At 46.3% G+C, this 22,661-nt stretch carries 18 protein-coding genes; 8 read left to right on the top strand and 10 right to left on the bottom strand.

Features of this window, described 5'->3' with window-relative positions:
- Window positions 1-47: 47 nt before the first annotated feature.
- The 6 genes from R8N28_RS03875 to R8N28_RS03900 form a co-directional block, all read right to left on the bottom strand.
- Window positions 48-1,022: an ester cyclase gene (locus tag R8N28_RS03875; protein WP_017820104.1), complete on the bottom strand. Its 975-nt coding sequence runs from the start codon at window positions 1,020-1,022 to the stop codon at window positions 48-50.
- 513 nt (window positions 1,023-1,535) lie between these two features.
- The gene (locus tag R8N28_RS03880) at window positions 1,536-2,816 is read right to left on the bottom strand and encodes a TRAP transporter large permease (protein WP_065275526.1); all 1,281 of its coding nucleotides are present in this window, start codon (window positions 2,814-2,816) and stop codon (window positions 1,536-1,538) included.
- Entirely contained in the window at window positions 2,813-3,376 is a 564-nt protein-coding gene (locus R8N28_RS03885; RefSeq protein ID WP_065275525.1) for a TRAP transporter small permease, read from the bottom strand. Before R8N28_RS03885 ends, R8N28_RS03880 begins: the two co-directional genes overlap by 4 nt.
- A gap of 58 nt (window positions 3,377-3,434) precedes the next feature.
- Entirely contained in the window at window positions 3,435-4,430 is a 996-nt protein-coding gene (locus tag R8N28_RS03890; RefSeq protein ID WP_065275524.1) for a TRAP transporter substrate-binding protein, read from the bottom strand.
- Window positions 4,431-4,697: 267 nt separating this feature from the next.
- Window positions 4,698-5,654 carry a LacI family DNA-binding transcriptional regulator gene (locus R8N28_RS03895; protein WP_025768661.1) on the bottom strand — a complete coding sequence of 319 codons (957 nt, stop codon included), beginning with the start codon at window positions 5,652-5,654 and terminating at the stop codon, window positions 4,698-4,700.
- Window positions 5,655-5,804: 150 nt separating this feature from the next.
- Window positions 5,805-6,554: an HpcH/HpaI aldolase family protein gene (locus R8N28_RS03900; protein ID WP_005374748.1), complete on the bottom strand. Its 750-nt coding sequence runs from the start codon at window positions 6,552-6,554 to the stop codon at window positions 5,805-5,807.
- Window positions 6,555-6,843: 289 nt separating this feature from the next.
- Between R8N28_RS03900 and hisD the strand changes: the two genes are divergently transcribed.
- The 4 genes from hisD to R8N28_RS03920 all read left to right on the top strand — a co-directional run bounded on the left by hisD (window position 6,844) and on the right by R8N28_RS03920 (window position 10,680).
- Window positions 6,844-8,136 carry a histidinol dehydrogenase gene (gene hisD, locus R8N28_RS03905; RefSeq protein ID WP_065275523.1) on the top strand — a complete coding sequence of 431 codons (1,293 nt, stop codon included), beginning with the start codon at window positions 6,844-6,846 and terminating at the stop codon, window positions 8,134-8,136.
- Window position 8,137: 1 nt separating this feature from the next.
- Window positions 8,138-8,872, top strand: coding sequence for an SDR family NAD(P)-dependent oxidoreductase (locus R8N28_RS03910; RefSeq protein ID WP_065275522.1), 735 nt, complete (start codon window positions 8,138-8,140; stop codon window positions 8,870-8,872).
- Between the two features lie 82 nt (window positions 8,873-8,954).
- Window positions 8,955-9,959 carry a cupin domain-containing protein gene (locus R8N28_RS03915; RefSeq protein WP_262635275.1) on the top strand — a complete coding sequence of 335 codons (1,005 nt, stop codon included), beginning with the start codon at window positions 8,955-8,957 and terminating at the stop codon, window positions 9,957-9,959.
- 1 nt (window position 9,960) lies between these two features.
- Window positions 9,961-10,680, top strand: a complete 720-nt coding sequence (locus R8N28_RS03920; protein WP_318183324.1) for an alpha/beta hydrolase — start codon at window positions 9,961-9,963, stop codon at window positions 10,678-10,680.
- Window positions 10,681-10,743: 63 nt separating this feature from the next.
- Here R8N28_RS03920 and R8N28_RS03925 read toward each other — a convergent pair whose 3' ends face one another.
- The 3 genes from R8N28_RS03925 to R8N28_RS03935 all read right to left on the bottom strand — a co-directional run bounded on the left by R8N28_RS03925 (window position 10,744) and on the right by R8N28_RS03935 (window position 14,420).
- Entirely contained in the window at window positions 10,744-11,829 is a 1,086-nt protein-coding gene (locus R8N28_RS03925; protein ID WP_009706550.1) for a porin, read from the bottom strand.
- A gap of 177 nt (window positions 11,830-12,006) precedes the next feature.
- Entirely contained in the window at window positions 12,007-13,023 is a 1,017-nt protein-coding gene (locus R8N28_RS03930) for a nuclear transport factor 2 family protein (RefSeq protein ID WP_005374772.1), read from the bottom strand.
- Window positions 13,024-13,124: 101 nt separating this feature from the next.
- Window positions 13,125-14,420, bottom strand: coding sequence for an MFS transporter (locus R8N28_RS03935; protein WP_017634479.1), 1,296 nt, complete (start codon window positions 14,418-14,420; stop codon window positions 13,125-13,127).
- A gap of 339 nt (window positions 14,421-14,759) precedes the next feature.
- Here R8N28_RS03935 and R8N28_RS03940 point away from each other — a divergent pair, with 339 nt between their 5' ends.
- Window positions 14,760-16,301: a sodium:solute symporter gene (locus R8N28_RS03940; RefSeq protein WP_005374777.1), complete on the top strand. Its 1,542-nt coding sequence runs from the start codon at window positions 14,760-14,762 to the stop codon at window positions 16,299-16,301.
- Window positions 16,302-16,312: 11 nt separating this feature from the next.
- Window positions 16,313-17,683 (top strand): L-serine ammonia-lyase, encoded by a 1,371-nt coding sequence (locus R8N28_RS03945; protein ID WP_005383410.1) that lies wholly within the window; start codon window positions 16,313-16,315, stop codon window positions 17,681-17,683.
- A gap of 78 nt (window positions 17,684-17,761) precedes the next feature.
- Here R8N28_RS03945 and glgX read toward each other — a convergent pair whose 3' ends face one another.
- A complete protein-coding gene (gene glgX / locus R8N28_RS03950; RefSeq protein WP_065275519.1) occupies window positions 17,762-19,753 on the bottom strand; it encodes a glycogen debranching protein GlgX in 1,992 nt (663 codons plus the stop codon).
- A gap of 446 nt (window positions 19,754-20,199) precedes the next feature.
- Here glgX and R8N28_RS03955 point away from each other — a divergent pair, with 446 nt between their 5' ends.
- Both R8N28_RS03955 and R8N28_RS03960 read left to right on the top strand, forming a co-directional pair.
- Window positions 20,200-21,471: a maltoporin gene (locus tag R8N28_RS03955; RefSeq protein ID WP_005374784.1), complete on the top strand. Its 1,272-nt coding sequence runs from the start codon at window positions 20,200-20,202 to the stop codon at window positions 21,469-21,471.
- Between the two features lie 101 nt (window positions 21,472-21,572).
- The gene (locus R8N28_RS03960) at window positions 21,573-22,382 is read left to right on the top strand and encodes a MalM family protein (protein WP_005374786.1); all 810 of its coding nucleotides are present in this window, start codon (window positions 21,573-21,575) and stop codon (window positions 22,380-22,382) included.
- Window positions 22,383-22,661 lie beyond the last annotated feature (279 nt).

A 22,661-nucleotide genomic window follows, 5' to 3' on the forward strand; every position in this document is an offset into this window, starting at 1 on the left:
TGCTTCCTTACTGTCCGTGATTTTAATAAATAGTGTTTAGTCAGCCGTTAGCCTTGCTGAAGCAGGATTTGCTTCCAGATTGCGGTCTCGTCAAACAAAGTGAATTCGCGACGAAGACCCCAAGGGCCAAACTCAGCGTGGCTGATCCCCATGATGTAAACCTCTTTTCCTGAAGGTTTACCAAACATCCCGTATCCCTCATGCTTACCGTGCAAAGACCATCGAATTGCAGCGCGTGGTGACATCATGTCGTCATCTCGGCCAATACGATGGTGAACGGTAAATTGAGCATTTGGGAAAGACGCACGAAGTGCCATCCAAAAATGATCGACTTCCGAGTGTGATAGGGCAGTTTGACCGCCAGTGTATTCGCCGATGCAAGCGCGGTCGTACTCTTTCGGTACTATAGAGAACTCGGCATTCATAAGGCTTCTGAGAATTGCTTCATAACGCTGACCATATTCGTTGTCGTTGCCTACGCCCAAATAAGGTCCAGGAATGTCGACTTCAGGTGTGAACGGAAATGGGCTTGATTCCACGCCACCTTCAAATTCGATTTGTTGGCGTGCAAACTCTTCTGACGTCATACCCAGTTGTTTCGCGATATCGGCTTGATCGCGAACCAACCATTCGTCATTGATTTGGTTATTGATAGCGTGGCAATCTGCGATAATACGGAAACGAAGTTTGCGGTTCGAGGCTTGCCCGTAGAAGCCGTTGCCACTGTGTGTTGCAGTAGAGATGATTCGATGAGAAGAAAGCATGCCTTGCTCTGGGGTGCCTGACCAAATGACGTCTTCGCCATATAGCGTGCGATCGGGAAACTCGGCCAGTGTCGCCATTGTTGCACTGATCACCCCTTCGTTTCCTTGAACGATAGAGAGTGGAGTACGCACAACAATGTCGGGAGAGTAGTAGTGTTCTAAGGTGTTTAAACCTCGGTCTTCCCAAATCTCTTTTGTGATACCAAGAATGTAGTCGGGAAAATCACGCCACTTTTCATCGAAGCCAACCATGGCCATAAATCACCTCCGTAATTGAATAATTATGTTTTGATTACGTATTCAAAATATATCATGTTGCCATTTTGTCAACGGATTGTTTTTCGATTGTTTAAATAGCGTGCTGATGATCAGATTTTTAACAATTGAGCGGAAAATAAACTAAAAAAGTACAGGAGAGATGGAAGCTATCTCTTATCGAGACGTGTTAATAAGAAAGGAGGTCAAAGTTTTTTGTATGAATTTCCTAATATCTTATTGTTTTTTAATCGCTTAATTTATTTTTATCTGTTTGAATGGAAACAAATGATTAAGCCAAAACTGATAATCATGCAGATCAAGGCACCCAAATAGACTTTATCGCTAATATTCAGCTATTTTGGTGTCAATTATCCTTATATCTTTCAAATTTTCCTTTTGCATACGAATGCTTAAAGGCTTTTTTATTAAATCGGAAGTAAATAACGAATAAGCCACTAGAAAGGTGTTTATCTAGTGGCTATAACAGTCATAAGCGCTCTATGAGTGCAACGATCAGGATAAAAGCGCAGGTAACGATAGCGAGATGGCAGGGATGAAGGTAATCAACATCAACGCCACTATCATTGCACCAATCCAACCCATGATGGCTTTAGAGAGCGACTCTATCGGTACTTTGCCTACCTGACTTGCCATAAACAGGTTGGCACCCAGAGGAGGCGTAACAAAGCCAATGGCCAAGTTCACGATCATCACGATACCAAAATGAACGGGATCCATGCCGAGTGCTGACGTAATGGGTAACAGAATTGGCGTGAGAATAACAATGGCCGCCAGCGTTTCCATAAAGGTACCGACGAGCAACAACAGAACATTGATGCAAAGCAGTATCAGAAGTTTGTTTTCGGTAATCGATAGAATGAACTGAGCAATTTCAGTCGGCAGACGTTCTAGGGTCAATATGCGGCCAAACGTCACGGACGCACCCACAATGACGAGCACAGCGCCAACTAACAGTGACGACTCTAGAATGATTTTCACCACTTGCGCTGGTTTGAGCTCTTTATAAACAAACATGCCAAAGAATAAGCCATAGAGCACACCAATGGCGGCTGATTCGGTAGGTGTGAAGATACCAGAATAGATACCGCCGAGAATGATCACGGGTAGTAGCATTGCCCAACTGGCTTCTTTTAACGCATCAAGACGCTCTGTCCAGGTCGCTTTGCGCTCGTTACCTGTGTAGCCCCGCATTTTTGACACAATTAGACAATAGCCGATCAATACCATACCGACGACCAAGCCAGGAATGATTCCCGCCATGAACATCTTAGTGACGGAGACTTCAGCAGTGATCGCGTAGACGATCATCACCACAGAGGGTGGAATAATGACGCCAATTCCGCCGGAGGACGCGATTAAAGCACCTGCAAAGCTGCGGTCGTAGCCTTTCTTCACCATCGAAGGAATCATCGTCAGGCCGATAGCGGCAACAGTGGCAGACCCTGTACCAGAGATGGATGCGAAGAACATACACGCCACAATGGCCACGATACCAAGCCCGCCAGTAAAGTGGCCAAAGAAGACCTCCGCCACATGCAATAATCGTTTTGAGATCCCTCCTTGGCTCATAAGGTTACCTGCTAAGGTAAAAAGAACGACGGCGAGGAGAGGGAAGGAGTCGAGCCCTGTCACCAAGCCTTGTACTAAAAACTCGATGTTAAGGAATGGCAGGCTTAATATCGCGACCATACTGGCTGCCGCCAGAGCAATACCGACCGGAACGCCAATGAGCAGAAGCAGACCAAAGCTGCCAAACAAAAGTGCAGACGTCATGCGTTAAACTCCAATAGTCGGTTAGAAGTACGATACTTTGCTTTGATATGGCGATAGCGTTGGCGAGAAAAGCGAACTCGTTCATTGTTGGTGGAGCACGCGTTCACACGTTGATAAATGCTTGTCACTAGGCGCGCGCAGCTTAATAGTGCGCAAACTAAAACAGAGGCATACAAACACGCAATAGGAATTTCCATTGCGGGTGCAATCTGACCGAGTTGCAGGCTGCGGTTTATAACCTTAAATCCAAACCAGGCGACAGTGGCACTAAAGGCAAGGTAGATAAGATCAGAGACAATCAAACTGAATTGCGTCCAATTGCCCGGAAGTTTATCGATGAACACACGAATGCGGATGTGTCGATCATCTCGGATACAGTAGCTGATGCTCAGGTACATCGCCCATACGAATAAATAACGAGCCAGCTCTTCAGCCCACGCGATCGTTGCATCGAACAGGCGTAGGGCGATTTGCAAGCACAGTAAAGTTGTCATCGTTGAGATCGCGATAACGATAAGGGTAGGTTCTAGGTATTTGTCTAGTAAGCGAAACCACTTCATGTTCACCTCCAAAACGAGAAAGCACGACCTGTTGCCAGATCGTGCAAAAGAGTGGGAGTTATAGGCGTTCTATCTCGGCCATCACGTTGTCAAACAAGTCTTTACCCGTTTTACTGCGCAAGTCCTGGTACACGGCCGCATTCATTTTCTCTTTCATGATGCTGCGTACCTCGTCTGGGACGATGTTAACCGTCATGCCTCTTGCTTCGAGCTCTTTGATTACTTCTTGGTTTTGCTGCGCGGCGAGCTCACGCTGTTTTGCGATGGTTTCTTTGCTTACTTCACTGATCAGCGCTTGTTGTTCGGCCGGCAGTGAATCCCAAAACGATTTGTTCATGAACAACACGTAGTTGGTGTATATATGGTTAGTTAAAGAGAGGTACTTTTGTGCCTCGTAAAAACGTTCGGCATAAATAGAGTAGATAGCACTTTCTTGAGCGTTAATCAGGCCTTGTTGTAACGAGGTGAAAATTTCTCCCCAAGACAGAGGTGTTGGCGCAGTACCAATAGATTTCCACGCGCTTATTTGAGTGGGGTTAGATGCCGAGCGAATCTTTAGCCCTTTCAGGTCCTCAATACTATCAATTGGCTGTTTGTTGTTGGTCACGCTACGAAAGCCGACCTCCATAAAGCCAAGTCCATGAAAGCCTTTTGATTCCATAGCATTCAACAATGGTTGTCCGATCTTCTCACTGTCGAGCGCTTTGTGTGCTTGCTCTTCGCTATCAAAAAGGTAGAACACGTCGAGCACGTTAAACTCTGGGACGTAGGGAGAGAGTAAAACTGACGCACCAAACGTCATTTGTAAGTTGCCTTGCTGTACGAGTTCAGTCGTCTCACGCACATCGCCTAGTTGTCTTGCCGGATAGATTTCAACTTCTATCTCACCGTTTGAGCGAGCTTCCACTTCTTGTTCGAAATAGAGCATTGCTTTGTGTACGGGAGAGGTTTCTTGACTGTCATGAGCAAGACGAATAACACTGGTTGCAAACGTATTCATACTGCTAAATGCAAGCCCCAGTGCGGTAAGTGAAGTAAGGATTGCTTTCTTCATCGTTCTTCCTTGTTTCTAGTATGACCTGCCATTGGCATTCGTCGGCAAGTCACACAACTTTTTATGTTTTTATAAATTAGTTGAGCAATTCATATCCATTTTGCATACGAATCCAAAATAAAACATTAAAGTAACAAGTCAATAACAAGATTGATGAATTGATGAGGAATTAAATAACGATTGGTGAAAATTTAATCGCGATCACAGAAAATGCCTTACTCGAAAGCAAGGCATTTTGTTTATGAAGAATGAATAAAAATGGATTTATTAAATGGTGCTACTACGTTCGATCAAGGTGCCTTGCTCGAAAAGGTATTCGCCAGTTGCATCCAGGTTGCCGTTGATTCGATTCATCAAGTCTTCAACCGCTCGTTTAACAATTTTGTCGACTGGTTGAGCAATGGTGGTCAAATCATAGCTCGGCCATGCAGACATCGGAATGTTATCTACACCCATCACAGAGAAGTCTTGGGGGATCTTTGCTCCGGCTTGTCGCAAGCCATCCATCACACCCATGGCGAGGATGTCGTTTGCACAAAAAATTGCATCGGGTTTGCTAGTGTGCGACAAGATCGCTTTCGCCGCTTCTAAGCCTGCTTCAAAGCTGTACTTGGCTTGGATAAAGGTTGGTGACGGGGAGCCGAGTTCTTGCAATTTTGAAGAGAAACCCAGCCAACGCTCTTCACTGGTCATGGAGCCAGCATCGCCACTGATATAAGCACACTGTTTTGCGCCTTTCTGCGTTAAATACTCGGCTGCTTGTTGGCCCGCCAATCGGTTATCAATACCAGAGCTATTGGCATTAATACCCTCGGCGTAGCGGTTAATCAAGCTTAAATGAACGCCAAACTTTTCGCATTGGGCAAACGCGCGTGAGGTTAAACGGCTGGTGGCGATAACGAGTCCGTCCACTTGGTATTCAATGGCGCGTGAAATGGCGAGATCGAGGTCGTCCTTGTCGATAGGGCAAAGCACAACTTGTCCGCCTCGCTTTTGAATTTCGACAGCCAAAGCACGAGATTGCATGTCGTACATTGGGTTTGATTCGCTATCCAACGCAATCGCCACTAAGCCTGAACGATTCGAAATCAGACCTCGGGCGATGGCATTCGGTGTGTATCCGAGCTTAGCTGCGGCATCCATCACCATTTTGCGTTTCTTCTCGCTAATACTCGCAGTCGGGCTGAATGCTCTAGATACCGTCGATTGAGAGACGCCGAGCATCTTCGCGACGTCGATCGAAGTTACTTTCGCTTTAATGGTGATACTCCTTATTTAAGGCCATTGAACCTTCTCATACGTGCTGAGTGTATGGGCTAGGGGATTTCTGTGTCTAGAGCATTACATTGATAAGGCGTAAATATCAGAGAAAACTCAAGAATTCATCACATTTCTCTCTTGCTTGAAGCCATCAATGATCATTTTGTGTTCAGAGCCAACACAAAAGAAGCTAACGCCGAGTTCACGCCATTCCCGAGCTTGTTGAGCCGTCGCGACAAACATGCCAACAGGTTTATTGGCGGCTCTGGCCGCTTCGATTACTCGCATACTTGCTTGTGCGACTTTCTCATCATGAACGCTATCAGCACCATAAGCGACAGTGAGATCAACTTGGCCAATGAAGAGCGCATCAATTCCTTCAACATTGGCAATCGCTTCAACATTTTCAACCCCTTGAGGGTCTTCAATTTGTGCAATGACAATCGTATTCGCACGGCTGTCTTTTAAGTGTTCAACCATGGGCTTAGTGGCGTATTGCGCTGCTCGACTGGAACCAGCATACCCTCGGCCACCTTCTCCGTAATGGCAGATTTTCGCCAGTTGCGTCGCTTGCTCAGCAGTACAAACATGGGGAATTTGTACACCCGCCGCGCCACAGTCAAGCGCGTTCAAAATGGTTGAAGGAGCGCTGTCTTGTACTCGTACCACGCACGCGAGGTCATTCGCTCTGGCCGCCATGATGCACAGATCAAGCGAGGAACGATCGAAAGGTGCGTGCTCTGCATCCAGTACCACAAAAGGCAACTCTGCCAGTGCCAATACCTCGATAATGTGAGGATGAGGGGTTTTAACAAATGTACCTAATAGCGTTTCTTTAGTCAGACGTTGCTTAAAATTGCTCATAATTCTCTCCTTTGCAAAGGTATGCAAAAACTAACACGGTGAAATGTGAATGATGAGTAAAAATGATGTGATCTAAAACTCATTTTTGATTAAAAATTAAACTCAATCAAGGTCCTTATTACTTACTTTTATTTGTTTAAATTAATAAATACAAAGGCTTAAGGGTGGTTTTTTTGGTTTGTTGACTTAACTTGTCAAATGTTAATTAAGTGTTTAATCTGATTTTGCATTCGTATCCAAAAGCATAAAAATAACCGTTCGTCAGCCTCAATGTTCAAGGAGAAACCCAATGGCACGCATTTTAAAAAACGGAATCACTGAAGAAGCATCAGCATCAAACGACGCAAAAGTGCGTCAGATTGTTGAAAACATTCTTGCTGATATTGAATCGAAAGGTGATAGCGCTGTACGTGAGTTGTCTGAAAAGTTTGATAACTGGTCGCCGGAGCAATTCCGCCTGTCAGAAGAGCAAATCCAAGCCTGTGTGGATGCGCTTGATGAATCGACTCGTCATGATATCGAGTTCGCTCAGCAACAAGTTCGAAACTTTGCTCAAATTCAACGTGACTCAATGAAAGACGTCGAAGTAGAAACCATGCCTGGTGTGGTACTGGGGCATAAAAATATTCCAGTCAACAGCGTGGGTTGTTACATCCCTGGCGGTAAATACCCATTGGTTGCATCCGCTCACATGAGTGTATTGACGGCGAAAGTAGCGGGCGTAAAACGTGTTATTGCTTGTGCACCTCCGTTTAATGGCCAGCCGAGTGTGGCGATTGTCGCTGCGATGGCAATGGCGGGTGCGGATGAAATCTATTGCTTCGGTGGTGTTCAGGCGGTAGGTGCAATGGCTCTGGGGACGGAGACTATTGCACCGGTCGATATGATTGTAGGGCCGGGTAACGCATTTGTAGCAGAGGCAAAACGTCAGTTGTTTGGTCGCGTCGGTATCGATTTGTTTGCAGGCCCAACGGAAACCCTAGTCATTGCCGATGAGAAAGGCTGTGACCCAGAATTGGCAGCGGCGGACTTGCTTGGTCAGGCCGAGCACGGTTACAACTCTCCCGCTGTCTTGTTGACCAACAGCGAGACATTTGCACAAGAAACTATCAAAGAGATTGAACGTCAGTTAACCATTCTTCCCACGGCGGAAGTTGCGGGTAAAGCGTGGGCAGATTACGGACAAGTGATCGTGTGTGATAGTTACGAAGAAATGGTGGAAGTGGCAGACGATATCGCTTCTGAACACGTGCAAGTGATGACGGAAGATCCTAAATACTTCCTAGATAACATGACCAACTACGGTGCCTTGTTCCTAGGTCGTGAAACCAACGTTTCTTACGGCGACAAATGTATTGGTACCAACCATACACTGCCAACGAAGAAAGCGGCGCGATACACCGGTGGCCTGTGGGTAGGTAAGTTCATCAAGACCTGTACTTACCAGCGTGTCACGGAAGCTGCGTCGCTAAAAGTGGGTGAATACTGCTCTCGCTTGTGTGCACTCGAAGGTTTTGCCGGTCACAAAGAGCAAGCGGATATTCGTGTACGCCGTTACAAAGGCAAAGTGGAAGAGGCGTAATATGTCGAAACTTGCCTTAGTCACAGGCGGCAGTGGCGGACTGGGTGCCGCCATTTGTCGCAAGCTAGCTGAATCTGGATATCGCGTAATTCTGACTTACAACAGTAATCAGAAAGCAGCCGACGACGTGCTTTCTTCGCTGCCACGTAACGAACATTTGGCATTCAAACTGAACGTGGCAGATTCGGGTGAGATTGAGCAGCTTAAACATCAAGTCATTGAAATGAGCGACAAGCTGGATCTGTTGGTCAACTGTGCGGGGATGACGAAGTTCGTCGCGCATGCCGATCTGCAAAGTTTGGATGACCAACTGTTTGATCAAATTTTCCAAGTGAACGTCCGTGCGCCTTTTGCCATGGTTCGAGCTTTTGAGCCTTTGCTCAAGCAAGCCAATGGTTGTGTGGTGAACATTACTTCTATCGCGGCACAGACTGCGATGGGCAGCAACATTGCTTATTGCGCGAGTAAATCTGCCGCAGAAAACATGACTCGTTCTTTAGCTCGCGCATTGTCTCCCGAGATTCGCGTTTTGGCGGTAGCGCCTGGGCTTGTCGACACCGAATTTGTCAAAGGCTTGGACGATGCTTGGCGTAACCAACAAGAACAATCCACGCCGCTCAAGCGTTTAGCCAATGATGAAGAGGTTGCTCAAGCCGTGTACGCCGCGGCAGAGGTTCTGACCTTCTCGACAGGCAATACCATCGCGGTTGATGGCGGTCGACCTCTAGGACTGTAACTAACGCTCGGTTTGTCACTAACAGTCGGTTTGCAATTAACAATTCAAGGCTAGGTTCAAACAAGGACAACAAGGATCCCCTATGACTCTACAAACAAAAATGAATGACAATCTGGTCCGCTATATGGAGCTGATTCCGGGTACCAGTGCGTTTATCGATGCGCGTACACCTGGCAGTGATCTGAAAGATAACTTCTGCATTATCGGTGCAGGGGTAGCAGAGAGCAGTCGTCAACACGTTCACATTCGTGATACTGCGGGCTTTAACATTGGTGCGGCAGGCCAACCGCCGGGCATCAAAAATTCGTTGCACTCTCATCGTACCGCCGAGCTTTTCTTGGTGTTCAAAGGCCAATTCCGTTTTTATTGGGGGAACGATGGGGAACACGAGGCGGTGTTGTCTCATGGCGATGTCATCTCCATTCCAACCAATCTCTTCCGTGGTTTTGAGGTGGTTGGCCGTGATTACGGGTTTATGTTCTCGGTACTTGGCGGAGACGATTCAGGTGGTGGTGTTATTTGGCATCCAAACGTTATCAAAGACAGCCAAGGCCACGGTTTGTACTTGAAAGCGGATGGCACGTTGGTGGACACCATTGATGGCGATGCGGTGCCAAATGAGTCTGAGCTGATGCCACTTCTTACCAAAGAGGAACTAGCCAAGTTCGATACTTACACCACAGAAGAGATGATGCCGTTCGTCGCTCTGCAAAAAGATTATCGTGCAATCAAAGGCGACTTCAGCGCTAGCAACGTCAAGCAATACGCGGTAACTGGTCACCCTTTAGCGGGCTATGATTTCCAAGTTAAGAGTGAAGACGAAGTGAGCATCATGGCTTATGAGCTTTCTGAAGGAGGCTCGATTCCTCAACACTGCCGAGAAGAAAAACAAGTGCTGATCAACTTTGATGGTGATACGGAAGTAGTCCTCACGCATCAAGGCGAACAAGCGAATGTTGTTTTAACGCGCGGTGATGTGCTGAATGTTCCAGAAGGTGCGTCTTACTCGCTGACGAACTTGCGTGGTAATAGTTTGACGTATTGCATTCTTGGTTCTGATCAACCAAAGCCGCTGACAGGAGCATAAGATGACGCAATCCACCTCACTCGTTTGGCTGCCCGGATTACTTTGTGATGGCACATTGTTTGAGGACATCAATCAAATGATGCCAAGTTGGGTCGAGCCACAATGCCCGACACTGGCGTCAATGCCTTCAATGGAAGAGTTAGCGCAGAAAGTGTTGCAAGATGCACCGCAAGAGTTTCTGCTCGGTGGCTTATCGATGGGTGGGATTCTTGCCTTTGAGGTGTACCGCCAAGCGCCAGATAGAGTCAAAGGTTTGGTGCTAATGGACACCAATGCGGCGGATGAAAAGCCAGAGGTGACACAAAAGCGTGATGCACTGGTTAGTCGAGCGTTAAGTCGTGAGTTTGAACGCATTACGCCTGACACTCTAATGCCCGTGCTGATTCATCCAAGCCGTTTACAAGACAAAGCGTTAACTGAGCGTATAGAAGGCATGGCGGTCAATGTAGGTTTGGAGGCATTTGAAGCACATGCTAAAGCGTTAGCAACTCGCCCGGATGCTCGACCTTTATTGGCGGACATTCAAGCTCCTACGTTGGTGATAACAGGTAAAGAAGATAAGCTTTGTCCGCTAGACAATCATCTGCTCATGGAGAGATGCATCCCAAACGTGACGCTTCATGTTATCCCGGAGTGTGGGCATCTATCTACGCTGGAGCAGCCTTTAATTGTTAGTGAAGTGATGACTACTTGGCTTCAAGATAACTTTGCTTTGTGTTGATAAGAACTTCATCACTCACCACCTTAAGGCTACTTGGGTATAGGTGGTGAGCGATGAGTATTATCAGAAGTAGTAGCGAATACCTGCCGCGAATTGATCATCACGATTTTCGAATTTGCTGCCATCGTACTGATCTTTACCTAGGTCGAACTGGTATTCAGTCCAAACTAGGAATTTGTTCTTCTGGAAGTGGTATTCAAGACCAGGAATCAGCAAGTTACGCTCGTAACCTTGTGTCTCGTCACCACGATCTTCCATGTAGTTGTAGTTCAACGTTGGGCGTAGGCCGTTGTCGAAGTGGTAGTAAGTGTAGATTTCGCCACCTAGGGTATCGAACATCACGTCCGTACCGCCTTGGCTCACTGCTTCCCAGTTTTCGCCAACGTGGAAAGTCGCACCCGCGTAGAAGCCGCCGTTGCTGTAGTTTGCGCCCAATAGCATGATGCGCATGTTGTCGCCGTTTTCTACGCCAACCACGCTTGCATCTAGATCCGCAACTTCATTTTGATGGTAAGCCGCACCCAGTGTTACGCCATCAACCGGTTTGTAAGTGATCGACGCACCCATGCCGTTTTTCAGTGAGGCTGTCGCATTGCCTGCTAGAGCAACATCTTCACGCGTGGTTTGGTAAGTAAAGCCGTAGCTCACTTTTTCATTAATTGAATTACGGTACGTAATTGAGTTTTCTGCACGACCAGCACCGGATGCGATACCCCAGTCAGCTAGGTTGTAAACACCTGAGCCACGAGTACCGAATACACGACCTAAATCGGTGTACCATGCTACGTCGTAGAAGGTAGACCACTGCTTAGTACCCGCAGCAATCTTGCCGTATTTTTCGTGATCAACACCTGCGTATAGCAAGCGGTCGTAAATGTTGTCGCCGTTCGCGCCAGAGTTGTAGCCCCATTCCGCGTGACCGAAACCAGTCCAGCCGTTATCCAGACCCATTTGGCCTTTCAAACCGAAACGTGAGCTGCCGCTGTTCCATTCGCCGTTGTCATCACCGCCACGGTCTTGGTAGCGAAGATCGAAACGGCCATCGATGGTTAGGCTGTCGCCAGCGTCATTAACAAAAGTGTGTGCAGCAAAGGCTGAGCTAGAAGTAAGCGCTGCTAAAATCACTGCAGAAAGGGTCGACTTTTTCATCATCAATCTCATTATTCAGGGCGCAGAAAGCCACCGTGCGTTCATGCCCGTTTTGAATAAGGGTTCTATCTTGAGGTTGTGCCCTATCCTTGAGGCACGAGTTGGGAGCATGTCGCCTGAACCGAGAGGGGATTCAGGCAACATAAAGGCGGGTTGACAGTCCGCCCCTAGGACTTCTTATAGAGAAGGGTTTAGGATCTGTTGAGTACGCTCGAACACGTCTAGACCTTGCTGTTTTAGCCAGTAAGGTAGGTCGATCAGTACCCAGTTCTCAGATAGCTTGTCGCCATCACGGTAGTAAACGTCAACCACTTGCATGTCTGCACGTACTTCACCACCTGTCATACCTAGGAAACCACCGATTGGCGTGTTAGATAGGTTTGGCCAGCCGAAGAAACAAGAGAAGTTACCTTCTGCGAAACGACATACGTGGCCGTTAAACTTCTTGTCTTTCAGGTTGTTACGGAATGGCAATTGGTGCTGCTGTTGGTAACGAGGGATTGTGTAAGACGCACCGATACCACATGGACCGTACCAGATCATGTCTTTAGACCAGCTCTTCTCAAGAACTTCTGGTGGGCAACCCATAGCGCCACTGTCGTTTAGTGCAGATAGGTCATCAACCATCTTGTTCACTAGTGCTAGTGTTGCTACGCCTTCTTCTGGTGCTGCGTCTTCGAACAGTAGACCATCGTGGTTACGAGGACCAGGGTATACGAAGTGCTTACCTGTTGATGGTGGTAGTGGGTAACAACCCGCTTGGTCCATTGCACCTAGAAGGTCTAGGAATAGGCCAGTCTTAGTGATCTTGCCGTTTTCAACACAGTTAAATTCTGCGTAGCGGATGTTCATGATTTTGCCAGTTGGGCGCATGCCTAGGTATTCAGCGTCGAATAGACCCATGAAGTGACCCATGCTCATTACCCAGATTTCACCTGATGTTACTTCGTTCTCACCACCGATGAAGATGTCTTGACGACGCTGCATGCGAGTCATTGATTTCATCAAAGGAGCCCAGAAAACGTCAGCCGCTGCTTGAGCGCCTTGTTGCTCACGGAATGGGTAAACACCACGCCATAGGTAATCTTCTGAAGTGTGTGCTTTTAGTACTTCTGCCACGTTCTCGTGAGTTGCGTTTTCCATTGCGCTGAAGTATTCACGTACAACGCGTTTCGCTTCTTGATATTTAGACATAATAAACTCTCTTATTTGCTGTCGAGTCGGCTTTGGGAACAGGACTCGAAATTAAGTTTTTTCATCCGGCCGGGGAGCCAGCCGGAGTTTTTGAAATTCAGTTACGCTTTTGCTGCTTCGGCTTTTTTGCTCTTATCGAACACGCCGCCTTTTAGTGTCTCTGGCAGTGATAGCCATAGAAGACCAGCAAGGATCCATACGATTGGTGAACCCCACATTGCGGTTTGTAGGTCGGTACGTTCTTGGATGAAGATAAGTACCATTGGTGCCCACATACCGAGGATACGACCGCCGTGGAATAGCGCCGCGCCGTAGCTACGTAGGTGTGCTGGGAACAGTTCTGAGAAGTAACCACCCCATACCGCAGAAGAAGACAGACCGAAGTTGTAAATCAGACCAAGTAGAGCCAGCATGTTTAGGCCGCCAATCACCATGTCGCCAGGTGCAACAAAGAAGATTGAAACCATGATGCCCGCTAGGATGAAGCCAAATGCGTTCACCTTACGACCGAATTTGTCAGCTACCCAACCCCAGAACCACGCACCAAACAGTGAACCAAACGCTGAGATAGAGAAGATGAGACCGATGGTTGCACCGTCGAACATACGCACATCACGTAGGTAAGTGGTTACGAAGCCACCAAAGAATTGGAAACCGTAGAAGTTAAGGCCAGCCAGCAATAGACACGTTAGAGTGATCTTACGGTAAGGTTTACTTAACATTTCGCCCCAAGAGCCTTTTTTCGCTGGTGCATTTGATTCTTCTGCCTTTGCTTGCTCTTCTTCACCGTAAGCGATCACTTTGCTGTCGCTAGGTAATACAAAGATCATGACAACAGCTGCTGCCAATGGTGGGATACCACCTACAAGCATTAGGCTTTCCCATGGTGCATCAATGCTTGCAATAAATGCTGCATATGCACCCATTACCATCAGTGCTACAGAGAACATAGAAGACGCGAATGCCGTCAACTTACCACGTACCGTTGGCGTAAATAGGCCGATCATCAAGCTTACTGCCACGGTGAAGTAACCACCCAGTGACAAACCAATGATGAAACGCATTGCTGCCCATGTTGTGTAGTCGGTGAACATCATATTGATGATCGTTGCGCCACCGTTTAGGGCTGTGATGGTAATAAGAGTGGATTTCTTACCAAATTTTGTTGCGAACCAAGCACAGCTCAATGCACCGATAAGCGCACCAACCGACTGCCATGTATAGAACTGGGCAGTGTCTGACAGGCTAATACCATCATACGCTTCAACGATGTATGGGCGTACGTAGTCAATAATTACAAAGTTATAACAATAGAAAAAGTAACCAACCAGTATCGCTAGATAGGCAGCTACCCTTTGAATCATAGGAACTTCGCTCATGTGTCTTTTGGCATTCATGACCGATAAACCTCTATTTCACTTAGGATTTGTTGCTATTCAAACTTAAAGAACACGATCTTATTGGGATCATCTTCGATTTCGTGTCGTGGTGAATCATAGTTTTTTTAAGGTCATTAGATCCGTGATCAATATCAATTTTAAAATGAATGCGTACCCAATTAGTGGTTTTTAGTGATGGGAGTCTCATTAAATCGGTCTTTTTGGCATTTTTGAATATATAACCGTCTATATTGGTGATTGTAGTCACAGTTATGGCGGTATTATCGTTTAGATATGCTTTTTTAAAGTAATATTCAAGCACAAATAATTAGCACCCAGAATTATGGAAACCCTGAAATGGTTACGTACTCAAGTTTTGTGGTGATTGCGTTATACGTGTTAATCACCATATTAATCAGCTATTTAGTGAATAAGCGCTACAGCAATGGTGGCGACTTTTCTACGGGTGGAAAGCAATTTGGCTGGTTTACGGCAGGTGTTTCGATACTTGCGACTTACATTAGTGCGATGACGTTTGTAGGGATGCCAGGTTGGGTTTATAGCTCTGGCATGGAAGCGATGAGTATTCACCTTAACTATCCCATCGTTATTTTTTTCACCGTCATTTTCTTTGTGCCTGTTTTCTATAAGCTGGGTCTGACTTCGATTTATGAATATCTTGAGCACCGCTTTGGGGTGTATGCAAGAACCATCAACTCGATTGTGTTCATTGTGGTTCAATGTATCTCTGCGGGTGTGATTTTGTATGCCGTGGCGCTGATCTTAGTGCAAGTTCTGCCTATCAGTATTTCTGAAGCTATTATCTACATTAGTATTTTCACCGCTTGCTATACCTATGCGGGTGGGATTTCCACGGTGATCTGGACCGATATGTTGCAATCTGCAGTATTGGTTGCGGGCAGCATCGCTATCTTTGCCATTCTAATGACAGAGATTAATGCGGCAGATTACCTTTCTCGTGATCACCTGAATATCATCAACTTAGACTTTGATTTAGGCGTAGATACCACACTCTGGGCTGGCGTGGTTGCCGTGAGCTTTTTGCATTTGAGTGTGTACGGCACCAACCAATTGATCATCCAACGCACGTTAGCGACGAGATGTGAAAAGACGGCGCAGAAGTCGATGCTGTTGTGTGGTTACGGTGCATTTTTTGTGTACTTATTCTTCGCGGTACTCGGTGTTCTTTTGAGTGTTTTCTATCAAGATCAATCGTTTGAAAACAGCAACGAAGTGATTTTGGATTTCGTCTTCAACCACACTAACCCAATCGTCGTTGGTTTGATCATTTCCGCATTGGCGGCGGCCGCAATGTCGACCTTGGATTCTACCTACAACTCAATGGCGACCGTCGCAACGTTCGATATCTACAAGCGTTTCGTTCGCAAGAGTGCCGATGATGAGCACTACGAAAAAGTCGCAAGAAAGATGAGTTTGCTAGCTGCGGCTATGGTGGTAGTGCCAGCTCTTCTGGCGGTATCGAATGAATCGGTACTCAAAACCATCGCTAGCCTGACTTCCATCTTTGTTGGTATCCGTTTGGGTTCATTCGTGCTTGGTTTATTCTGGGCGAAAGCCAATGAGAAAGGCGTGATCGTTGGCAGTATCATGAGTGTGATTGCGGTGTTTACTGCGATGTATCTCGACGTGGCTTGGCCGTGGTTCGCGCCAATTGGTACATTCGTCTTCCTTTTGTTTGGTGTGTTAGTGAGCCGTCGTTGGGGCGCTGTGACTGCCGAGCAACAAATCTTTATCAATAATCAAAAACATCTTTTTGCAAAGCCAACCGCAAGCCATTACGGGCTGTTGGTGTTCGCTGTGGCGACCATCGCTGCTTGTATGGTTCTCCCTGATTGGCTTTATGCTGCATTGTCGTAATAGGTAAGTTTATGCTGTCCATCTTTGATATTTACAAGATTGGTGTGGGCCCTTCTAGCTCTCACACCAATGGTCCAATGATCGCGGGTTATCACTTCACTCGTTTGATTGAATCGAACTTGGCAAAAGTGGTTCGTATTCAAGTCGATTTATACGGCTCACTCTCGTTAACGGGGATTGGTCACCATACTGACCGTGCAACCATTTTGGGTCTGTTGGGTAACAAACCAGATACCATCAAAATCGCTTCTGCGAACAAAGCGATGCGCAAGGCGATTGAAGAGGGCATGATGTCTGTCGATGGCCGTCATGAAATCGAATTCAACTACAAAACGGACATGTTGTTCCATGAAGAGAACCTTCCTCTGCATGAGAATGGAATGACGATTACTGCGTTAGATGCGCACGGCAATCAGGTTGGGTTTGAAACTTACTACTCTATCGGTGGCGGTTTCATCGCAACGGCGGATGAACTGCAAAATGGCAGCGCGACTGCGCCCGTAGAAGTTGAGTTCCCATTCTCCAGTGCGGACGAAATGTTGGCACAGGCAGAGAAGAATGGCATGAGCCTTGGCGGCATGATTCTGAAAAACGAACAAGCGTTTCAGGATATGGAAGCCATCAATCAACGCGCAGAGCAGATCTGGCGTGTGATGACGCGTTGCATGGAGCGCGGTTTCGAGACAGAAGGTATCTTGGATGGCGGCTTGAACGTGACCCGCCGTGCGCCAAACTTGCTGAAGAAGCTTGAAGCAAATGCAGCAATCGAAAACGATCCGATGGAAATCATGGATTGGATTAACCTGTTTGCTTTTGCTGTGAGTGAAGAAAACGCGGCTGGTGGACAAGTCGTAACGTCGCCAACTAATGGTGCGGCGGGTGTGATTCCGGCGGTATTGATGTACTACCATCGCTTCATCAAAGAGCTCGATACTAAACAGCTTAAAGACTTCCTTGCTGTATCCGGTGCGATTGGCATCTTGTACAAAACCAATGCGTCTATCTCGGGTGCCGAAGTGGGTTGTCAGGGCGAAGTCGGTGTATCTTCCTCTATGGCGGCAGCTGGCTTGACCGCGCTACGTGGTGGCAGCAATGAGCAAATTTGTATTGCGGCTGAGATTGCCATGGAGCACTCACTAGGCATGACCTGTGACCCAATAGGTGGCTTAGTGCAAGTACCGTGTATTGAGCGTAATGCAATGGGCGCAATGAAAGCGATCAATGCATCTCGCATGGCATTAAAGCGTAACAGTAAATGTTTGATCTCGTTGGATAAGGTAATTGAAACCATGTACCAAACGGGCAAAGACATGAACAAGAAATACCGTGAGACGTCACTGGGTGGGTTAGCTTTGATTCACCTAGCGCCGCCTTGCGAATAATGAGTTAGGCAAATCTAACCAACAAAAAAGCCGAAGCACTGAGATGCATCGGCTTTCCTTTTTTGGAGCGTTTATAACTTAGCTATGCGTTTGCTCACCTTTTGGTGTGCTTTGGTTTGGTTGATAGTGCAAAATCACCATCGAGGTGGGTGACAGCAAGACTTCGCCTTCAGCATGTCCTGGGTTGAGGTTACGTACGTTTGTATCACAGATCGTCACCCATTCTTGCTTTCGCTCATTGGGGAGCTTAAAGCGCGCTGTGGCGTTAGTTTGGTTGATGAGGTAGACCAACTCTTGTCCTTCTTTACCGATACCAAGGTGAAGTGCGACAGAGCTTAAACGGTTCCAATCATCGTGCTCCATTAAGCGACCGTCTGTTCGGCGCCAGAAAATGCGGTTGTTATTGCGGTTTTCGCCACTGAAAGCTCGGATAAATGGCACCATGTATTGATTTCGGTTGGCGACCATTTGTGACATCCATGCTTTGAAATGTTGCTTACGTTCTGTCTCTTCCCAGTTCAGCCAACTGGTTTCGTTGTCTTGGCAATAGGCATTATTGTTACCGCCTTGGGTGTGAGACAGAACATCAGCAGTGAGAATGTGTGGGATACCGAAGGCAAACAGCAAGCTAGCAATAAGGTTGCGTTTTTGCTTCTCACGCGTGGCGATGATCATCAGATTTTCTGTCTCGCCTTCAACACCGTAGTTTTCTGAACGATTGTCACCGTGACCGTCGCGATTTTCTTCGCCATTGGCTTCGTTATGTTTGTGCTTGTAAGACACTAAATCTTGCAGTGTGAAGCCATCGTGATACGTGATGTAATTTACGGTGAGTTTGTATGGCCAGTTCGCTGCACTGTAAATGTCACGAGAGCCCATTAATCGAGTGGCAAACTCTTTTAAATAGCCTTGATCACCGCGCCAAAAACTGCGGGAAATATCACGCAGTTTGTCATTACATTCGTTCCAACCAAATGGAAAGTTACCCACTTGGTAGCCATTTGGACCAATATCCCAAGGTTCGGCAATCAATTTGGTTTCACGCAAAATTGGGTCTTGCGCAACGGCTTTAAAGAAAGCTGCTTCTGGGTTGTAATCATCGCCCTGTCGACCTAACGTTGCAGCCAAGTCAAAACGGAAGCCATCGACTTTAAATTCGCTAACCCAGTAGCGCAATGTATCCATCACAAGGTTTAAGGCTGGTTGGTAGGTGAGATCCACTGTATTTCCGCAGCCAGTGTAATTGGCGAAGTGGTTGCCATGTTTGATGTAAAAACAGGAATCGAGGGCCTTCAGGTTGAAGATTGTAGGCCCTTCACCACCTTCAGCAGTGTGGTTGTAAACCACGTCGAGAATCACCTCAATGCCGTTTTTATGCAATTCGCGAATTGTTGTTTTTAATTCCGTAACGGCGTCTTGTTCTGCGTAGCGCGGATCGGGCACCATAAAGAGATAAGGGTTGTATCCCCAATAATTGACCTTTTCCATCTCTAGTAGGTGAGGCTCATGCATGCATGCTGCGACAGGTAGCAATTGCAGCGTGTTGATGTTTTGCTGTTTGTAAAAGGCCAGCATTTCAGGTGATGCAAGACCTAAATAGCGCCCCCTCAGCTTGTCCTCAACCTCTGGGTGGCGTTGGGTAATCCCTTTGACGTGCGTCTCAAACAACACCATCTCTTCTCTGGGTATACGCGGGTGATCCGTGTTTTGCCAGTCAAAATCATCTTCGATAACGACGCACTTCGGCATATCGAAACTTTTGGCTGGAGAGTAGGGAGGATGATAGTGGAGGGCTTTATCTATTGATTTTGCGTACGGATCAGAAATTAACAGTGGCTCGTCCTTGTGGGAGACAAGATAACCGTATTTTTGCCCCGGCTTAATATCTGGAATAAAAGTATGACGTATGCCAGCGTATTCATTCGGTAAACCGCGAAGCTCGTAGCTGCCATCGTCTGCAAACAATGCCAGTTGAATGTCTTTTACGCCCGGAGCATGAATAGAGAAGTTACAGCCTTCTTTATTCAATGTTGCGCCCAGGGGGTAGGGGCGAGAGAGAAGTCGTGTCATCGGAGATACTTTATTTAATATTTATTGCTACCTTTAGGAAACTATAAGTTAAAAACTTTGTCTTACTAAGGTCAACCACCCTAAATATAAAAATATTCGTGTAATTTAATTACTTTATGTGACGGCTTAGAGTCAAAAATATGAAATGGCTATCACTTTGTAGCGGCTCAAAACCGAACAAACTTACTAATTCCTCCCTAGATTGGTGATCTGACTCGAAAAAACACCATTCGGTAAATTTTCTACTCCCTTCTCATCCCCCTTAAATTAGTTTAGGGCGGAGGAAGTCATCCTTGTACGCCTCGGGTAATCTCACAACTGTTGAAACAAACGGGGATTCGTTCCCATCTTACCTCTCTTTCTTTAGGTGTGTTTTTACTGCCTATATTCACCTAAAAGAGTGAGCAGGGAAGACAGAATTATAAATACCCTTAATGGAGTTAAGAATGAAAAAAGTAAGTGCAATTGCTGCTGCTGTAGCTGCAACTTTAGCTGCTGGTTCTGCATTCGCAGTGGATTTCCACGGTTACATGCGTGCTGGCGTTGGCGTGAACGCTGACGGTGGTCAACAATTAACATTCGAAAAGAACAAGATCGGTCGTCTAGGTAATGAAAGCGATATCTACGGCGAGATTCAACTAGGTAAAGAAGTTTACAACAACAACGGCAAAACGTTCTACGTAGACTCTATGGTTGCAATGACTTCTAATGGTTCAAACGACTGGGAAAGCACTTCTGCTAACTGTGGTTTGGATAACGGCGAAGTGAAATGTGTTGACGATGCACAATTCGCACTACGTCAATTCAACGTTCAAGCTAAAGGCCTACTAAACTTTGCTCCAGAAGCAACACTTTGGGCTGGTAAGCGCTACTACCAACGTCACGACATTCATATCTCTGACTTCTACTACTGGAATATCTCTGGCGCGGGCGCTGGTGTTGAAGGTATCGAAGCTGGTCCAGGTAAAGTTTCTTTCGCTTGGGTTCGTAATGACCGTGGCGATATCGCAGACCCAGGCAACGATGGTGGCGCAACAAACGTAAACACTCTAGACGTACGTTACGCAGGTCTTCCTCTATGGGACAACGGCTCTCTAGAAATGGGCTTGAACTACGCAATTCTTAACGAAACTGACGCTGCGCCAAACGGCACTAAAGATGCGAAAAACGGCGTAATGTTCACAGCAGAATTGACTCAAGGTCTAGACGCTGGTTTCAACAAAACAGTGCTTCAGTACGGTACTGAAGGTTACTCAAAAACAATGGCATTCTACGGCGACGGTAGCTGGTACGGCGCAGAAGCTGACAACGGTGCATCTGGTTACCGCCTAATCAACTGGGGTGTAATCGGCATGGGCGACAGCTGGGAAATGGGTCACCAGTTAGTGTACGGTGTTGGTGAAGACATGTGGGCTGGCCAAGACAAGTGGGAAACAATGTCTGTTGTTGTTCGTCCAATGTACAAATGGGATGACAACCACAAAACTATCTTCGAAGCTGGTTACGCTATCGACGATAACGACGGCGAAGAAAACAAATACGGTAAGCTAACTGTTGCTCAAGCATGGTCTGCTGGCTCTAGCTTCTGGGCTCGTCCTGAAATCCGTGTTTACGCTTCTTACCTAACGGCTGACAAAGAAGACAACTCAAACACATTTGACAACGGTCGTTCAGACGATACGTTCCAATTCGGTGTACAAGCTGAAGCTTGGTGGTAATCATCTAACCACTAAGTCCTAAATTGTCCTAGAATGATACAGCCAGAACTTATCTGGCTGTATTTATTTAAAAAAACAATAAAGAGTCGAGGTAGACAGTAATGAAAAAATGGCTTGCTCCCGTACTGCTGGGCATGTTGGCTACTGGTTGTGCGTCTGTAGAACAAGTAGAGATGAGTCCAAAAGGTCAGCAACAAGTGATCACGCAATCGGGTGATATTCAATGGGTACCGCTTAACGTGCCTGTGGTTACTGAATTCGCTTTGACTGATAAAAGCCAAATGTTGTTGGATGGTAACAGTGCTGGCGCTATTGCAGCGTTTGCTCTTCCAGGTAACCGTGGCAGTCTCGATATCAAATTAGAGACATTCGTAAGTAAAGAACTTCAATTTTATGCTCCTAATGTCGCAGTGATGAACTCGGCAGGAGAAACCATTTACCAAGCAGATTTTTCAAAGTTTAAGTATGAACCAGCAAAACTGTTGGACAACGATAAATTCGTACTTGATCTCAATGTGATTCCAGACATGACAGGTAACGATCTGCATGTGTTGGTTTACACGACTTCCGCCGATCTAAAAGGAAGTACACAAGTTTTACACCCTGCAAAAGCCTTCGCCATGGCGCGTCACACTCAGCCGCCAGATATTGCAGACCCTCTAGCGAAACATAGCCCACTCGGTCAGTTCCGCTTTTCGGTATCCGCGAATGATATTGTGAATACTAAGATTGTTGCGAAAAACGATAACATTCCCCAAGGTACGGACCTTACTAGCTACTACTACAGCTCAATTGAAGCGGCAGTCGCAGCGAATGATATTCCGAAAGCGCTCACTTTGCTTGATGAAGCAAAAGAACTGGGTATCGAAGGTGCACAACAAGTGTTTGTGAAAGCCGTAAATAGAAAATAATCAGATAAAAAAGGTCAGCGAAATGCTGACCTTTTTCATAGAAAATAAATCAATAAAAATACCCCTACATAGAGTTACCTTATTCACATAATTATTTTTATTACTTTGTTTTTTATATAGGTTGGATCAATAATTAATGGCAGTTCCTAACTTATTTTTTGTACTTAGGAAATAAACAAACTTCTCAAAGTGATTTAAATTCGCAATCTGACGATATTTATTTGGCGTTTGATATTTCCATTTTAATAACGATTAATATTTCTTTTAACCGTTGAGTTT

It is taken from the genome of Vibrio sp. Vb1554 (assembly GCF_033344235.1).

What these genes read in the sequence shown, in the direction of transcription:
- R8N28_RS03885 (WP_065275525.1), bottom strand. Translation starts at nt 3,376, where the DNA reads ATGAAGTGGTTTCGCTTACTAGACAAATACCTAGAACCTACCCTTATC.
- glgX (WP_065275519.1), bottom strand. Translation starts at nt 19,753, where the DNA reads ATGACACGACTTCTCTCTCGCCCCTACCCCCTGGGCGCAACATTGAAT.
- R8N28_RS03930 (WP_005374772.1), bottom strand. Translation starts at nt 13,023, where the DNA reads ATGTCTAAATATCAAGAAGCGAAACGCGTTGTACGTGAATACTTCAGC.
- R8N28_RS03910 (WP_065275522.1), top strand. Translation starts at nt 8,138, where the DNA reads ATGTCGAAACTTGCCTTAGTCACAGGCGGCAGTGGCGGACTGGGTGCC.
- R8N28_RS03890 (WP_065275524.1), bottom strand. Translation starts at nt 4,430, where the DNA reads ATGAAGAAAGCAATCCTTACTTCACTTACCGCACTGGGGCTTGCATTT.
- R8N28_RS03960 (WP_005374786.1), top strand. Translation starts at nt 21,573, where the DNA reads ATGAAAAAATGGCTTGCTCCCGTACTGCTGGGCATGTTGGCTACTGGT.
- R8N28_RS03875 (WP_017820104.1), bottom strand. Translation starts at nt 1,022, where the DNA reads ATGGCCATGGTTGGCTTCGATGAAAAGTGGCGTGATTTTCCCGACTAC.
- R8N28_RS03920 (WP_318183324.1), top strand. Translation starts at nt 9,961, where the DNA reads ATGACGCAATCCACCTCACTCGTTTGGCTGCCCGGATTACTTTGTGAT.
- R8N28_RS03935 (WP_017634479.1), bottom strand. Translation starts at nt 14,420, where the DNA reads ATGAATGCCAAAAGACACATGAGCGAAGTTCCTATGATTCAAAGGGTA.
- R8N28_RS03895 (WP_025768661.1), bottom strand. Translation starts at nt 5,654, where the DNA reads ATGCTCGGCGTCTCTCAATCGACGGTATCTAGAGCATTCAGCCCGACT.
- R8N28_RS03925 (WP_009706550.1), bottom strand. Translation starts at nt 11,829, where the DNA reads ATGAAAAAGTCGACCCTTTCTGCAGTGATTTTAGCAGCGCTTACTTCT.
- hisD (WP_065275523.1), top strand. Translation starts at nt 6,844, where the DNA reads ATGGCACGCATTTTAAAAAACGGAATCACTGAAGAAGCATCAGCATCA.
- R8N28_RS03945 (WP_005383410.1), top strand. Translation starts at nt 16,313, where the DNA reads ATGCTGTCCATCTTTGATATTTACAAGATTGGTGTGGGCCCTTCTAGC.
- R8N28_RS03940 (WP_005374777.1), top strand. Translation starts at nt 14,760, where the DNA reads ATGGTTACGTACTCAAGTTTTGTGGTGATTGCGTTATACGTGTTAATC.
- R8N28_RS03955 (WP_005374784.1), top strand. Translation starts at nt 20,200, where the DNA reads ATGAAAAAAGTAAGTGCAATTGCTGCTGCTGTAGCTGCAACTTTAGCT.
- R8N28_RS03915 (WP_262635275.1), top strand. Translation starts at nt 8,955, where the DNA reads ATGACTCTACAAACAAAAATGAATGACAATCTGGTCCGCTATATGGAG.
- R8N28_RS03900 (WP_005374748.1), bottom strand. Translation starts at nt 6,554, where the DNA reads ATGAGCAATTTTAAGCAACGTCTGACTAAAGAAACGCTATTAGGTACA.
- R8N28_RS03880 (WP_065275526.1), bottom strand. Translation starts at nt 2,816, where the DNA reads ATGACGTCTGCACTTTTGTTTGGCAGCTTTGGTCTGCTTCTGCTCATT.